Here is a 14656-nt window from a genome sequence, read left to right as displayed (position 1 = left end):
TTGCTAAAACAGATTCGCCACGCCCACGACGCCGGGAACCCGACTTCTGACCAGTTTTTCCACCACGTTCTTGAGATCGAGCGTGGCACGCGGACAACCGACGCAGGCGCCCTTCAGCCGCACTCTCACGGTGCGCTCGTGTAGCTCGACGAATTCGATGTCCCCGCCGTCCTGCAGCAGGATCGCTCGGGCTTCGTCGATAGCGGCACGTACCGCATCCAGGTCGATCGGCCCGGTGGCTTCGCGACCACTCTCAGCCGCCCTCGCCGCCTGCGTCTGCACGCGGTCGATGCGTAGAGCGAGCGCGGGATCCAGCGCCTCGATGGCGTCGAGCTCGGCCTCGTTGTAGATATGATCCGGGTCGTCGCTCAGCAACGCATCCAGCTCATTCTGGGTTGCGGCGAGGTCCATGTGCTTGAGGACATGCTCAGTCTTCATGCTTGTCCCGATGTCGCAGATGCTCGGCACGCAGACGGGCCCGCAACAGGCGCAGCGCCTCCGGTTCAAGAGAATCACGCAGCAGAACCACGGCCCGTCGCCCACCACCATCCAGCAAGTCCAGACTCAGCACGACCACATGGCTATGCACGTAACAGTCGGGAGCCAACCTGGCGCGGAATTCCTGCCCCATGCCATCCCAGACGCGCCATATGCCGGATACTTCCCAGACCAGTCGCAACAGGCTCCTGCGCGTGTTCAGCAGCACGTAAAGACGCAGGTTACGGTACAGGCTCCAGGCCAGCAGCAGGCCGAGGAACACCATGGCCCATGCAGGCAGTGCCAGGTATGGCAGTACGGCGGCGGCAGTCACATGCAGCAATACCAGAAAGCCGGCCAGTTGCCGAGATGGCTTAGGCTGCAGGTAGAGCGGCTCCTTTGATTTGGTCGACGACATAGGCAATTCCGGGGTCTGCTGGGGCCATCCGCCCCATGAGCATTTCCAGCAATACCTGATCAGGATACGCCAGTAAGCGCTCGAACGCTAAGCGTCCCTCTTCATCGAGCGCATCGAATCCTTGCGACAGAAATGCGCCTAACAACAGGTCGAGTTCAAGCATGCCGCGGCGGCAGTGCCAGCGCAAACGGCCGTCCGAGGTCATTCAAATCGACCGTTTGAGCATGGCATGCTTGAGCTGGCCGATGGCCCGGGTCGGGTTCAGGCCCTTGGGGCAGACCTGCACGCAATTCATGATGCTGTGGCAACGATAGAGCTTGTAAGCGTCGTCGAGCTGGGTCAGACGCTCGTCCGTCGCCTGATCCCGGCTGTCGAGCACGAAGCGGGCCGACTGCAGCAGCGCAGCGGGACCGAGAAAACGTTCCGGATTCCACCAGTAGGAGGGACAGGCCGCGGAACAGCAGCCGCACAGCACGCATTCGTACAGGCCGTCGAGCTTGGCGCGCTCCTCCGGGGATTGCTGGAATTCGACTTCAGGTTCGGGGTCGGTCAGCTTGAGATAGGGTTCGGCTGCGCGGTACTGCTTGTAGAAATTCCCCATATCGACCACGAGGTCGCGCACTACCGGCATGCCCGGTAGCGGACGTATCTCGATGGGCTGCTTGAGCTTCGCCAGCGGCGTGATGCAGGCGAGTCCATTGGTACCGTTGATGTTCATGCCATCCGAGCCGCACACCCCTTCCTGGCAGGAACGTCGGAAACTAAGCGTTTCGTCCTGCTCCTTGAGTTTGAGCAGGGCGCCCAGCAACATCATCCCCGGTTCGACTTCGCTGTCCGGCAGTTCGAAGTCCTGCATCCGAGGCTTGCTCTCACCTTCAGGGTCATACCGGTAGATCGAGAATTTCATCAGTAGACCCTCTCGACCGGCGGAAACGGATCGACCGTCAGCGGCCGCGTGCGCACCGGTTTGTAGTCGAGGCTGTCGGTATCGAGGAAGTACAGGCTGTGACGCATCCAGTTCCTGTCGTCGCGCTTGGGATGATCCACACGCGTGTGCGCACCGCGGCTTTCGGTGCGCGCCAGCGCCGATTGGGCGACAGCCAGCGCGCAGGCGACCAGGTTCTCAGTTTCCAACGCCTCGACGCGGGCGGTGTTGAACACGCGACTCCGATCGCGCAACCGAGCGCCTTCGAGGCGCTTGGCGACGGCCTTGACCCGTTCCACACCTTCCGCGAGCACGCTTTCCTCGCGGAAGACGCCGACGTGGTCCTCCATCACCTGCTTCAGGGATTGCCGAAGCTCTTCCGGGGATTCCCTCTCGCCTTCCCGATCCCAGCGTGTGAGTCGTGACATGGCCGCTGCCAGGCTGTCCTCGTCCATGGGACGGTGATAGCGGTTCTCCGCGAGGTATTCGATGATGTGGTTCGCGGCGGCACGGCCAAACACCAGGATATCCAGCAGGGAATTGCCGCCGAGACGGTTGGCGCCGTGCACCGAAACGCAGGCGCACTCCCCGGCCGCATACAGGCCGGGCACCGGGGCTTCCGGCGTGTCGCGCATCGGCGTCACCACCTGGCCGTGCCGGTTCGTCGGAATGCCGCCCATGGTGTAGTGGGCGGTCGGGTAGACCGGGATGGCCTCCTCGGCCGGATCGAGGTGCAGGAAGGTCAGGCACATGTCGCGGATGCCCGGGAGGCGGCTCTTGACCACGTCTGCGCCGAGGTGATCGACCTTGAGCAGACAGTAGTCCTTGCGCGGCCCGCAGCCGCGCCCCTCCTTGACCTCGGTATAGATCGCTCGGCTGACGACGTCGCGCGAGGCGAGATCCATGGCGTGGGGGGCGTAGCGTTCCATGAAGCGCTCGCCCTCGCCATTCACGAGATAACCGCCCTCCCCGCGCGCGCCCTCTGTGATGAGCATGCCGCGACCTGCGATCCCGGTGGGGTGGAACTGGATGAACTCCATGTCCTGCAGCGGGATGCCGGCGCGCAGTGCCATCGCCATGCCGTCGCCGGTGTTGATGAGCGCATTGGTGTTGGTGCGGTAGAGCTGCGCCACGCCACCGGTGGCGAGCAGTGTGGCCTTGGCCTCGATCAGGATGGGCTCGCCGGACTCGATGGAGAAGGCCAGCACACCGAGCACGTAGCCCTCGGCATCCTTGATCAGGTCCACGGTGAAGTATTCGTCGAAGAAGTGCGTCTTGGCGCGGATGTTCTGCTGGTAGAGGCTGTGCAGGATGGCGTGGCCCGTGCGGTCGGCGGCGGCGCAGGTGCGCATGGCCTGCTCCTTGCCGAAATGACGGCTCTGACCGCCGAAGGCGCGCTGGTAAATGTTGCCGTTGTCGAGGCGCGAGAACGGGACGCCGTAGTGGTCGAGTTCGTAGACGACCTTCGGCGCGGCCCGGCACATGAACTCGATGGCATCCTGGTCGCCCAGGTAGTCGCTGCCCTTGACGGTGTCGAACATGTGCCAGTGCCAATCGTCCTCGATGATGTTGGCCAGCGCCGCATTGACGCCGCCCTGGGCCGCGACCGTATGCGAGCGCGTGGGGAATACCTTGGACACCACGGCGACGTTGGCGTCCGCCCGCGCAAGCTGCAGTGCGGCGCGCAGGCCAGCTCCGCCGGCGCCGACGATCAGGGCATCGAACTTCCTTCTGATCAACTTCATAGACCCTTCGTTTGCAGCAGGATGCGCACCGCCCACAGCCCGCATCCCAGCAGGTAGGTTGCCGCGAGTGCCATCAGCCCGACGCGCAGTCCCAGCGGACGGACATAGTCGACCAGCACGTCGCGCACGCCGACCCAGGCATGCAACAGCAATGCGACCATGAACAGCGCGAGCAGGAGCAGCACGAGAGGCTGGGCGAGCCATCTGTGCCACTGGGCGTAATCGAGGTATGGATGCGTGCCGAGGGCCAGGATGCCCAGCACGAAAAAGCCGCCCAGATAGATTGCGGTCAGTCGCTGCAGCAACCACGCGCGAAGCCCGCTCAGGCCGGATTTCATAGGTACAGTTCCAGCAGCAACAGGGCGGCCAGCACCAGCGCAGCACCTGCGACCCAGCCTGCGCTTTGGCGGCTGGTTTGGCGATCCACGCCGATCTCGATATCCATCAGCAGAAATCGGATACCGGCCAACAGGTGGTGGCACAGGCTCCAAATCAGCAGCAGGAGCACCGGGGCCAGCCAGGGCGAACGCAGCAATGTCCGCGCACTGGCGAAGCCGGCCTGCCCCGACAGCGACAGTTCGAGCAGGTATAGGGCGAACGGGATGCCGATGACCATCAGGACACCCGAAACCCGGTGCGCGAAGGAGATGATCCCGGGCAGCGGCAGCTGGATCTTACGCAGGTCTAGGTAGACTGGGCGGGTAGACGACATGGGGGGCGTCTGGTGTCTTGTCCTTGGCGATTTCAATACGCCGGTTTGAGGTGCTTGAAGGCTTGCCGGCGCTGGGAGTCTACCAGAAGCTTAGTCTTTGCATAGCGGGTCAACGAGATGGCTGACACACTTTCGCAGCTTGTTCTACCATACTCACCCCGATGGATATTGCAGCCGGAGACGCGCCATGAAACCCGAATGGAAGACCTACCTCCAGAATGACGGTGCCGAATTCGCGGCCGACGGCAGTGTTGTCAGCTTCGGCAATCCAGAACGCGAACGCAGGGTCACTACGATGGGAACCGTAATCTGCGACCTGTCTCATTTTGGCTTGATCGCCGCTTATGGCGACGATGTCAAGGCGTTCCTGCAAGGCCAGTTCAGCAATGACATTCAGTCCGTCGATGGGACGCACAGCCAACTCAGCAGCTATTGCACGCCGAAAGGACGGATGCTGGCGAATTTTCGCATTATCCGGCGTGATGGCACCTACTACCTGCGCCTACCGCAAGCACTGGTCGAACCCGTGCTCAAACGCTTGCGCATGTATATCCTGCGCAGCCAGGTGACGCTGGAAGATGCCAGCGCCAGCCTGGCTCGGATGGGCCTGTCCGGCCCGGATGCTCCTGCTCAGCTGCAGCAGATTCTGGGTGTGGCAGTACCTCAGGCGGCCGATGAATCGATGACCCATGAGGGTATTACCGTGGTTCGCGTGATGGGCCCTCACCCGCGCTTCGAGTTATACGGCCCGCTGGAACCGATGCATCGCCTGTGGAGCAAGCTCAATGTGCATGGCGCACCGGTCGGTGCGGCTTGCTGGGGCTTGCTGGGGGTGCTTGCCGGCGAGCCGGTGATCCTGCCCGAGAACAGCGAGGCCTTCGTGCCGCAGATGGCCAACATGGAACTGATCGGCGCGGTCAGTTTCAGCAAAGGGTGCTATCCCGGACAGGAAATCGTCGCGCGCATGCAATACCTCGGCAATCTCAAGCGCCGGATGTACCACGTACATATCGATGCTGAGTCCGCGGCCCCCGGTTCGGACATCTTATCGAGCGAGTCGGAGGCCGAAGACGCCGGCCCCGTCGGGCGCCTGGTCGAGGCATACCGTCACCCCGACGGCGGTCTTGCCGGTCTGGCCGTGCTGCATATCGCGGCGGTGGAGGCTGGCAGCAAACTCCGTTTGGGCCAGCGCAAGGGGCCTAACGTCAGTTTGCGCGAGCTACCCTATCCTCTGGAAGTTGCTGCCGCCGGTTGAGTCTGTTGGTAGGCCTCAGAATCCTAGATAGGCGCCCACGCCAAGGTAATTGGTCTTGAACTTGTAGAACTGGCCGTTCGGCGAGTACCCGTTATAGGCTTCCAGTAGCAAACTCAGTTGCCGTTCGGCCGGGTCTGGGCCACTGTAACGAACACCGAATTTGAGGCTCAGCGCTGGTGTCCAACCTGTTTCAGCCCAGCTTTTGATGTCCAGCCCCCCCAATCAGACGCAGACACCCCCACAGTAATTTGCCACCGTGGTATTCGATGCCGCTATGCAACTCAGGGCGTTTCAGTGTTGCTGGGGTTGTGCCGAACAGGTAGCCGCCACCCCCATACCAGCGCCAGTGAGCCCACCTGTGCGACCAAAGAAAGTCACTGCCTCAAAGCTCAGCGCGTAGTTCTGAGGATGGAATTGGGAAAAATACAGTGGCCCCAGATGCGAACTCTGATGATAGAGATTCAGTCGAGCCGAATCGCTGCCTCGCCGCCAGGTCAATGGAAGACCGACGGTGTAGTCCGTATTGATGAGTTCGGGCGCCGGGACATCCAGATCGAATTGCGAAAAGACCCCAGCGGAAAAATCGAGTTGGACCTGCCCGCCCCACAAACGCTGATGCCATCGATATAGACCCAGCGTACCTCCGTAACCCACGGCGCCGACGTGATAATTGCCCCAGGGCATGTTGTATAGGCGATAGCTGGCGAAAAAACTCGGTTGCTTGGAGTCTGCAATTAATGGCGCGAATAATCGACCTCTGGGGAAAGGTGTGCCTGCCAGGATCGGCCAGTTAGCGGTTGTTGCAACGGTGTTTGATGGAAGAGCGGCGGGGACTGCCGTGACAGATACTGAGTGAACGCCAGGCACGTCGGCCAACAGCCTTTCGACCGTACTCGCATCGCCTTTCCAACTGGACGGGGGCGAGACGTAAAGAGTTCCTCCCTTGTCCGTCAGACGGTAGGTGTCATCGAGCCAGTGCAGATGACTCTCGATCAGTGCTGAAGCGAACCCCTCCGCATAGGCGGTGCCTGTATCGGATAGCGAGGTGTCGGCGTAGACACATGTGGTCAATACACTTGGCAGTAGCGCCGTTATGGGCAGTAAGCGCAGTAGTCTTCCAGCGATCATTCCGGGCGCATGTGGGGGAACAGAAGTACGTCGCGGATCGAAGGCACGTCGGCGAACAGCATCACCAGACGGTCGATGCCGATCCCCTCGCCCGCCGTTGGCGGCATGCCGTGCTCCAACGCGCGGATGTAGTCGGCGTCGAAGTGCATCGCCTCCTCGTCTCCGGCCTCCTTTTCCGCAACCTGTCGCCGGAAGCGTTCGGCCTGATCCTCGTAGTCGTTGAGCTCGGAAAAGCCGTTGGCCAGTTCGCGGCCGCCCACGAAGAACTCGAAACGATCGGTCACTTCTGGGTTCTGCGTATTGCGGCGGGCGAGCGGCGAGACCTCGGTGGGATAGGCAGTGATGAAAGTCGGATCCTTGAGACGGTGCTCCACTGTTTTCTCAAAGATTTCCGTCAGCATCTTGCCTGAACCGTATCCCGACTTAAGCGCAATGTCGAGGGACTCAGCAAGCGTCCGCAGCTGGGCGGGGTCGTCGAGTTGTTGCGGCGTGATGTCCGGATTGAAGTGCAGCACCGACTCACGCATGGTGTAGCGCGCGAACGGCTTGCCGAAGTCGTAGGTTTCACCTTGATAGCTCAGGGTAGTGGTGCCGAGCAGTTGGGCTGCCATTTCGCGCAGCAAGGTTTCGGTCAGGTCAATGAGATCCTCGTAGGTCGCATAGGCCTGATAGAACTCCAGCATGGTGAATTCTGGGTTGTGTCGTGTGGACACGCCCTCGTTACGGAAGTTGCGGTTGATCTCGAACACGCGCTCGAAGCCGCCCACCACGAGGCGCTTGAGATACAGCTCGGGAGCGATACGCAAATACAAGGGCATATCGAGGGCGTTGTGGTGGGTCACGAAGGGACGTGCCGAGGCCCCGCCGGGGATGACCTGCATCATCGGTGTTTCCACTTCCAGGAAATCGCGCGCGGTCATGAATTCGCGCACGAACTGCACCATGCGCGAGCGTAGGCGGAAGATTTCGCGCGAGGGCTCGTTCACGATCAAGTCGAGATATCGCTGGCGGTAGCGTACCTCCTGGTCGGTCAGGCCATGGAACTTCTCCGGCAGAGGACGCAGGGACTTGGTCAACAGCCGGATCGCGTCGACGCGCACGCTGAGTTCGCCGGTCTTGGTCTTGATCAGTTGCCCTTCGGCCCCGAGAATGTCGCCGATGTCCCAGCCCTTGAAATCCTGATAGGCCTCGCCCAGAAGATCGCGCTGAAGATACAGTTGTATGCGCCCGGACATGTCCAGCAACTGGGCGAAGCTCGCCTTGCCCATCACGCGCTTGAGCATCATCCGTCCGGCGACGCTCACGCGCAGATTGCGCGCCTCCAATTCGTCGGCCTCGACCCCATCGTATTCCGCGTGCAGTTCGCCGGCCACGGCATCACGACGGAAATCGTTGGGGAAGGCTTCACCCGTTTCACGCAGCTTGTCGAGTTTTTCTCGACGTTGAGCAATCAGTTTATTTTCATCGAGTTGCTGGCTATCGTTCATGTCAATTATCAATATTTTAGTTTACAGACCACTCTTGAGCGCGGCCTCGATGAAGGGATCCAGTCCGCCGTCGAGCACGGATTGGGTGTTGCCGATTTCCACGTTGGTGCGTAGATCCTTGATCCGCGACTGATCCAGCACATACGAGCGTATTTGACTGCCCCAGCCGATGTCTGACTTGGCATCTTCCTTGGCCTGTTGTTCGGCAGAGCGTTTCTGCACTTCCAGCTCGTAGAGTTTGGCCTTGAGCTGCTTCATGGCCGTCGCGCGATTCTTGTGCTGCGAGCGGTCGTTCTGACATTGCGTGACGACGCCGGTCGGTATGTGGGTGATGCGCACGGCGGATTCGGTGCGGTTGACGTGCTGACCACCCGCGCCGCTGGCACGGTACACGTCGACACGCAGGTCGGCAGGATTGATGTCGATGTCGATGTCATCGTCGATCTCCGGCGACACGAATACCGCAGCGAACGAGGTGTGACGGCGGTTGCCCGAGTCGAAGGGCGATTTGCGCACCAGGCGATGCACGCCGGTTTCGGTGCGCAACCAGCCATAGGCGTACTCACCCTCGAAACGTACCGTCGCACTCTTGATGCCCGCGACTTCACCCGGCGATGCCTCCAGCAGTTCCGTGGTGAAGCCGCGGCGCTCGCCCCAGCGCAGGTACATGCGCAGCAGCATCTCGGCCCAGTCCTGCGCCTCGGTGCCGCCCGAACCCGCCTGGATATCCAGAAAGGCATTGGTGCTGTCCATTTCGCCCGAAAACATGCGACGAAATTCGAGGTCGCCGACCTGGCATTCGTAGCGATCGAGATCGCGCTCGACGGAGGTCACAGTGTCGGCATCGTCCTCGGCTTCGGCCAGTTCGAGCAGTTCCCGCGCATCGGTCAGGCCTTCGGCCAGTTCGTCGTGGGTTTCGACCACGACGACGAGTTGGGCGCGCTCCTTGCCTAGCGCCTGGGCGCGTTCGGGATCGTTCCAGACACCGGGGTCTTCGAGCTCGCGATTGACCTCTTCGAGACGTTCGCGTTTGGTGTCGACGTCAAAGATACCCCCTCAGAGCGACCAAGCGCTCTTGCAGGTCCTGAATCTGTTGATAGAGCGGGTTGAGTTCCATGCGGTGTTCCGTCCTGTCTGGCGCTCCCCCTAACCCAGGCAGGGCGCCGAAAAAGGGATGCATTCTAACAGGGTGACGGCAAAGCTGTGAGTGCACGCAGTCCCGGATTAACGGCGCTATGTCTGGGTCAGTTCCAGGGCATAGCCGGTGATCAGAAGCTGCGGCTTGCGTTCTCCGCGAAACTCGTTGACCTCGAGACGGAAGGCAAAACGGGTTTCACCGCGACCGCCGTCGGCAGGCATGCCGAGTTCCGCGTACTGAAAGGCAATGGCGTCGTGCTGGTTCCCGTCGCGCGGGTCGCGCAGGCTCAGTTTCAAATGTCCCTGCCCGACCTCGCGTGCGCGCTCGACGGCGAAGATGCCGTCGAACACGGGTTCTGGGAACCCCTGCCCCCACGGGCCGCCAGCACGCAGGGCTTCGGCACTGGCCAGGGTGAATTCACCCGGAGCCAGCTCGCCGTCGCTCCACAACACGGGTTGCAGTGCCTCGTGATCGGCCTGGCGCGCGATCTCTGCGGCGAACAGGTCTGCAAACGCATCGAGCTTGACCGCGTCCAGGGAAAGGCCCGCGGCCATCGCATGGCCGCCGAAACGCACCAGCAGTCCTGGGTTTCGGGTGGCGATGTCGGTCAGCACATCGCGCACATGGATCCCTGGAACGGAGCGCACCGAGCCTTTCAGCAGGCCGTCGGCACCGCGTGCGAACACGGCCGCGGGACGATGGAAGCGTTCCTTGAGCCGCCCAGCGACGAGCCCGACGATGCCCTCGTGCCAGTCCGGGTCGAACAGGCACAACCCATCGGGCAATGCGCCGCTGTCCACTCGGTTCAGTGCGCTTTCGACGGCGGCCATGGCCTGGGTGCGCGCATCCTGTTCCAGTTCCCTGCGTTCGCGATTGAGCGCGTCGAGGCGTTGCGCCAGGGCCATGGCCCGCGTTTCGTCCGTGGCCAGCAGGCACTCGATGCCCAGTGCCATGTCGTCGAGGCGTCCGGCGGCATTCAGGCGCGGGCCTACGGCAAATCCGAGGTCGCTGGCGCCGATGCGGGCGTGATCGCGACCAGCCACGCGCAGCAGTGCGCGTATGCCGGGACGCGCATGTCCAGCGCGGATTCGGCGCAGCCCCTGCTCGACCAGAATTCGGTTGTTGCGGTCGAGCGAGACCACGTCGGCGACGGTACCCACCGCCACCAGATCCAACAGATCGGCGAATCTGGGTTCGGGCAGGCCTTGTTGCTCGAACCAGTGGTTCTCTCTCAGCCTGGCGCGCAAGGCCAGCATGACGTAAAAAATCACCCCAACGCCCGCGAGCGCCTTGCTTGGAAAGGCATCCCCCGGCAGATTCGGGTTGACGATGGCCTCGGCGGGAGGGAGCGTATCCCCCGGGAGATGATGATCGGTCACCAGTACGGACATGCCGGCTTCGTGAGCCGCTCTTACGCCGGAATCCGCTGCGATGCCGTTGTCCACGGTGATCAGCAATCGTGCGCCGAGGCCGGATGCTTCTGCCGCCAATGCCGCGGACAGTCCGTATCCCTGGGTGACACGATTGGGTACGAGATAACTCACCTGACGGGCACCACAGGCCTGCAAGGCGGTTACCGCGAGGGCACTGCTCGTTGCCCCGTCCGCGTCGTAATCTCCCACCACCACGATGGGCCATGCCTCGTGCAATGCACGTTCCAGAAGGTCGGCAGCCTTATCGATGCCGCTGAGCGGACGAAAGTTGCTCAGTGCGCCCAACTCACGAACCAAACCCTCTTCGCCGGTCACACCACGCGCCGCATAAACACGTTGCAGCAAGGGGGGGATGTCGGCTGGAAAAGCACCCGGAGCAACCGGGCGACGACGTAGTCGCGGGCGAAGATCGGTCATGCGCGCAGGCCTCTCGGCCAGTGACGGCAGACAGGACGTAGAACGCCTTGCCCGGCTTGCGCTGAATGCGCGGTTTGTCTGCTCGGCGGCATGGCCACGCGTTCTTCACTCCCCATGCAAACTGATCATTCTCTAGACCGTATACTGCGTGGTCAACTCGAGCCCGTTCTGCCGGTTTGGAGCATGGCGCCAAGGCGCCTCTCGCGTTTGCGAAGGCATAACCCGCTTCGTCATTGTTGAAGTAAGCGTAGACGTCATTCCCACGATTGCGCCAGGCCTCGATCGTTGCGGCCCATGCCTGCAAGGCCTTGTCGTCGTAGCTGCCGCGATAGGCGGCGGTTGGACCATGCAGAGGTATGTAGATGAAGTTAGCGGTGATTTCGCGTGGGGAAACCTGACCGTTCAGGTCGTAGATACACATCGCTGCGCCATGGCTTCGCAGCATCGTAAATCGTGTCGCAATGCCAGCTGGCATCTCGAAATTCGAACGCACAGCGGAGTGTCGCAGGCAAGGCGTCCAGCAAGTCCGCAAGCCGCCCCGGGTCCGCTCGCCAATGAGGCGGCAACTGGAAAGCAGCGGACCGCCATGGGTTTTCATGTGTCCGATGCAATCGACGATATCGGGTAGGGCGGTTGCTGGAGCGTGCAGCTTAATCATATGCGTCAGATAGCGGCTCGCCTTGCATGCGAAGACGAAATCCTCGTTTACCGCATCGCATCAGCTGGCTAGGTTGTGTGCCGATGGTAGGCGATAGAAGCTGGAGTCGATCTCCACGCTGTTCAGGTGTTCGGCGTAATACTTCAGCCAGTGTGAACGTGGCAGTGCGGACGGGTATACGGTTTCTTTCCAGTGGGGATAGACCCATCCAGAGGTACCTACCCATAGGCCGCCTTTCCGATCCGACGCCAGCCCAGGACGAGTATGGCCGTTCATGCTGGATCGGAGATGTTCAGGGCGCGTGCCAGGGGTTGAGGTGCCCGCAGACGTTGCAGGAAACCTCGCTTCCGGATCTGCCAGGAACGACCGTCTGCGTACAGCACGATCTCATCGATGCGCCGGGTTTCAAGACGTGCCAGGAGCGGCTCGAACCATTCCACATCGGCATGCTTGAGAGTTTGATCCCAGGCGTTCAGATCATCGTAGGCGGCTGGGGGCGCCAGCATCTCCAGGAGGAGAATCGTCTCTGCCTTGTCTGCCGCATCCAGTGCTTCGGGCTTGGGTTCGATGCAATTCAGATTTGCGGCTTGCGCCAGCCCGGCCAGCAGATTGCCGTCACCCATCACCGCCGTGACGCCACCGCCCGAAAGTTCGACGGCATCACCCTTGCCCCAGCACCACAGGCTGTTGATGACAGGTTCGCCGCGCGCCTCGCGCGCTCGATTGACGGCCGCTTGATATAGCACCATCTGCATTTCCGTCAGACGCGTATGCCATTCGCGAGGGATGTCCGCGGCCTGCCATTCGCGGCGTGGGTGGCGTCCTGCGACTTGGCTGAGCATCGGCATGTGTGGGGCCATGCCTCGCGGAGTCTGCAGATACCATTCGTGTGCTGAGCCGAGATGGAAGTGCCAACCATCGCCACCCAGGATGTTTTCGAGCAGCTCGATGAGTTCGCCGGCTTCATCGAGACGCAGGGTGAAACCCGAACGGTCCACGACCTGCGCATCGTTGGCATCGGCCTTGAGATGTATGGGGTCTGCGCAGAGCCAGTCGCCTGCTGACGGTACAGGTAGATCGTGCGCTCGTGTGCGATACCCTGCTGCGGGCAGATGGCCTTCCGCTCCTTCCCAGCCGAGCAAAACAGCCGCCATTTCGAAGGCATCTGCGCGCGTATCCGCTGTCTCCCCAGCACCGGCCAGTAACTGCGACAAGGCCTCTGCTTGCGGGCGCCACGCGTAATCGCGCAGCCAGGGTGCGAGTGGGCGGAGTAGCCCGGGAACAATCAGGTGGAGGCGCATCGAAGAAGGACTATGACATTCATTTGGGCCGATTCAGTCTAAGATTTCGGACAGGTTTGCGACACGATGTAGCGGCGGATGCGGCTACTGCTAGTAGATGGTGAATGCCTACCCGTCAGCGGGTGTCGGCATACCAGCGGAGACAGTTTCTCCCGTCGCTCTTAGCGCGATAGAGCGCTTGATCGGCGCGATCCATCAGCGATTCGATACGCGCATCCTGCAAGCGGTTACAGGTCGCGCCGATACTGACGGACATACGCAGAATTTCGCCGTCTCGTGGGCTGACTTGCAGGCCTTCCACCCTTAATCGGATGCGCTGGCCCACGCTTTCGCCCTCGTGCGGCGGGCAATCCTCCAGCACGACGCCGAATTCTTCACCCCCCAGGCGGCCGAAGAGGTCGATTTCGCGCAGTTCATCCTTGACTGCGAGGGTGAATGCACGCAGCGCCTCGTCACCGCCGAGATGGCCATAACGGTCGTTGATCTCCTTGAACCAGTCTATGTCAAGGATCAAGAGAACCAGCTGCCGCCCATGGCGACTTGCGCGATGCAGGGCTTGTGTGGCGAGTTCGAAAAAGATGCGGCGATTGCTGATGCCCGTGAGTTCATCCGTGGTTGCGAGCACATGCAGTTTGCGTTCAAGCTGCTTGCGTTCGGTCAGGTCGCGAATCACACCTTCCACGGCGATGTAGTTGCCCGCTTCGTCATACAGCGCGTGCGAGCTGATTGAGGCATCAACCAGTGCGCCATGCTTGCTGCGCAGCTGTACCTCGTAATCTGCCACGGACTTGTCGCGGCGAAGTACCGATAGGAATCGCTCGCGATCATCAGGATCGGCATAAAAAACGCTTGAGTCCTGGCCGAGCATCTCGTCGCTGCGGTATCCGAGTATCCGCTCTACCGCAGGACTCGCCATGAGAATCTTGCCCTGCGCATCGATGCGGTAATAGATATCCGTGGTGTTTTCGAACAGGCGCACGATGTTACGTTCGGTTTCCTGTAGATAGGTTTTCAGACGTCTGTGAGTGATATCCATCAATACGGCGACAATCCCCTGCCTCAACCGGTTTGATGTGCGAGCAGAGGCACTCACCCCACGCAGATCACCCTGGCGAGTGCGTATCAGCATTTCGATCACCGGGTAGGCTCCCTTGCGGGGTTTCAGCCATCGCAGGCGGTTGGCGATGCGTATGCGATCGAGGGGATGGATGAAATCAAAGATAGATGAACCGATAACTTCGCTCGTGGTTGGGGCACCCAATAGAGCTGCGGCCGGTTCGTTCGCATAAATGATCGTACCCTCCCTGAAGCACACGACTGGGGCCGGCAAGTCGTCGAATACGTCTGCGTCGGGCCCTTCCGCCTGCCAATCTTCCATCCGAATTCCGCTCCCTCACGCATCGCCTGGCCGAATAACGCCAATCGATACGATATGACGATCGATCCGCTAGACGAGAACGCTATATTGCGCACGGCTCGCCCAGATACCTTCAACCCGTTCCTTATTCTCATGATTTTATAAGGGTTGAGTATATCGCGACTTAGATTAAGTCTGGGTGGAT

Annotated in this window: 16 protein-coding genes and 1 pseudogene; 1 reads left to right on the top strand and 16 read right to left on the bottom strand. The window is 61.3% G+C overall.

Features of this window, described 5'->3' with window-relative positions; all coding sequences use genetic code 11:
• Positions 1-3 precede the first annotated feature (3 nt).
• The 7 genes and pseudogenes from BJI67_RS07535 to sdhC form a co-directional block, all read right to left on the bottom strand.
• Positions 4-378: pseudogene (locus BJI67_RS07535) on the bottom strand (NifU family protein); the annotation flags it as partial.
• A gap of 49 nt (positions 379-427) precedes the next feature.
• A complete protein-coding gene (locus BJI67_RS07530) occupies positions 428-895 on the bottom strand; it encodes a protein YgfX (RefSeq protein ID WP_070072517.1) in 468 nt (155 codons plus the stop codon).
• A complete protein-coding gene (locus BJI67_RS07525) occupies positions 852-1100 on the bottom strand; it encodes an FAD assembly factor SdhE (RefSeq protein ID WP_070072516.1) in 249 nt (82 codons plus the stop codon). The genes BJI67_RS07530 and BJI67_RS07525 overlap by 44 nt, the downstream gene beginning before the upstream one ends.
• Positions 1101-1802, bottom strand: a complete 702-nt coding sequence (locus BJI67_RS07520) for a succinate dehydrogenase iron-sulfur subunit (protein WP_070072515.1) — start codon at positions 1800-1802, stop codon at positions 1101-1103.
• Positions 1802-3565, bottom strand: coding sequence for a succinate dehydrogenase flavoprotein subunit (gene sdhA, locus BJI67_RS07515; protein ID WP_070072514.1), 1764 nt, complete (start codon positions 3563-3565; stop codon positions 1802-1804). The genes BJI67_RS07520 and sdhA overlap by 1 nt, the downstream gene beginning before the upstream one ends.
• Entirely contained in the window at positions 3562-3903 is a 342-nt protein-coding gene (gene sdhD, locus BJI67_RS07510) for a succinate dehydrogenase, hydrophobic membrane anchor protein (protein ID WP_070072513.1), read from the bottom strand. The genes sdhA and sdhD overlap by 4 nt, the downstream gene beginning before the upstream one ends.
• On the bottom strand, positions 3900-4277 hold the full coding sequence (sdhC, locus tag BJI67_RS07505; protein ID WP_070072512.1) for a succinate dehydrogenase, cytochrome b556 subunit: 378 nt from the start codon (positions 4275-4277) through the stop codon (positions 3900-3902). The genes sdhD and sdhC overlap by 4 nt, the downstream gene beginning before the upstream one ends.
• Before the next feature lie 187 nt (positions 4278-4464).
• On the opposite strand from sdhC, the gene ygfZ reads away from it, so the two are divergent.
• Complete coding sequence (gene ygfZ, locus BJI67_RS07500; protein WP_070072511.1) at positions 4465-5532, top strand: CAF17-like 4Fe-4S cluster assembly/insertion protein YgfZ; 1068 nt, start codon at positions 4465-4467, stop codon at positions 5530-5532.
• 15 nt (positions 5533-5547) lie between these two features.
• On the opposite strand, the gene BJI67_RS18270 is transcribed toward ygfZ, so the two are convergent.
• From BJI67_RS18270 to BJI67_RS07465, 9 genes are all read right to left on the bottom strand, one after another.
• Positions 5548-5754: a DUF1207 domain-containing protein gene (locus BJI67_RS18270; protein WP_070072510.1), complete on the bottom strand. Its 207-nt coding sequence runs from the start codon at positions 5752-5754 to the stop codon at positions 5548-5550.
• A gap of 69 nt (positions 5755-5823) precedes the next feature.
• The gene (locus BJI67_RS16855; protein ID WP_083250740.1) at positions 5824-6660 is read right to left on the bottom strand and encodes a DUF1207 domain-containing protein; all 837 of its coding nucleotides are present in this window, start codon (positions 6658-6660) and stop codon (positions 5824-5826) included.
• Positions 6657-8147, bottom strand: coding sequence for a lysine--tRNA ligase (gene lysS / locus BJI67_RS07485; protein WP_070072508.1), 1491 nt, complete (start codon positions 8145-8147; stop codon positions 6657-6659). Before lysS ends, BJI67_RS16855 begins: the two co-directional genes overlap by 4 nt.
• A gap of 21 nt (positions 8148-8168) precedes the next feature.
• A protein-coding gene (gene prfB, locus BJI67_RS07480) for a peptide chain release factor 2 (RefSeq protein WP_156782071.1) occupies positions 8169-9264 on the bottom strand; the annotation gives its coding sequence in 2 pieces (ribosomal slippage) (positions 8169-9191 and positions 9193-9264; 1095 coding nt in all).
• A 116-nt stretch (positions 9265-9380) separates the two neighbouring features.
• A complete protein-coding gene (recJ, locus tag BJI67_RS07475) occupies positions 9381-11135 on the bottom strand; it encodes a single-stranded-DNA-specific exonuclease RecJ (RefSeq protein ID WP_070072506.1) in 1755 nt (584 codons plus the stop codon).
• A gap of 368 nt (positions 11136-11503) precedes the next feature.
• Positions 11504-11701, bottom strand: coding sequence for a DUF72 domain-containing protein (locus BJI67_RS18265; RefSeq protein ID WP_407922811.1), 198 nt, complete (start codon positions 11699-11701; stop codon positions 11504-11506).
• A 152-nt stretch (positions 11702-11853) separates the two neighbouring features.
• Positions 11854-12069, bottom strand: a complete 216-nt coding sequence (locus tag BJI67_RS18260; RefSeq protein ID WP_083250737.1) for a DUF72 domain-containing protein — start codon at positions 12067-12069, stop codon at positions 11854-11856.
• Positions 12066-13007 (bottom strand): hypothetical protein, encoded by a 942-nt coding sequence (locus tag BJI67_RS07470; protein WP_156782070.1) that lies wholly within the window; start codon positions 13005-13007, stop codon positions 12066-12068. The genes BJI67_RS18260 and BJI67_RS07470 overlap by 4 nt, the downstream gene beginning before the upstream one ends.
• 202 nt (positions 13008-13209) lie before the next feature.
• Positions 13210-14472, bottom strand: a complete 1263-nt coding sequence (locus BJI67_RS07465; RefSeq protein WP_070072504.1) for a sensor domain-containing diguanylate cyclase — start codon at positions 14470-14472, stop codon at positions 13210-13212.
• Between the last annotated feature and the right edge of the window lie 184 nt (positions 14473-14656).

It is taken from the genome of Acidihalobacter aeolianus (assembly GCF_001753165.1).
Classification (GTDB): domain Bacteria; phylum Pseudomonadota; class Gammaproteobacteria; order DSM-5130; family Acidihalobacteraceae; genus Acidihalobacter; species Acidihalobacter aeolianus.
This window is presented reverse-complemented; position numbering and strand designations above follow the sequence as displayed.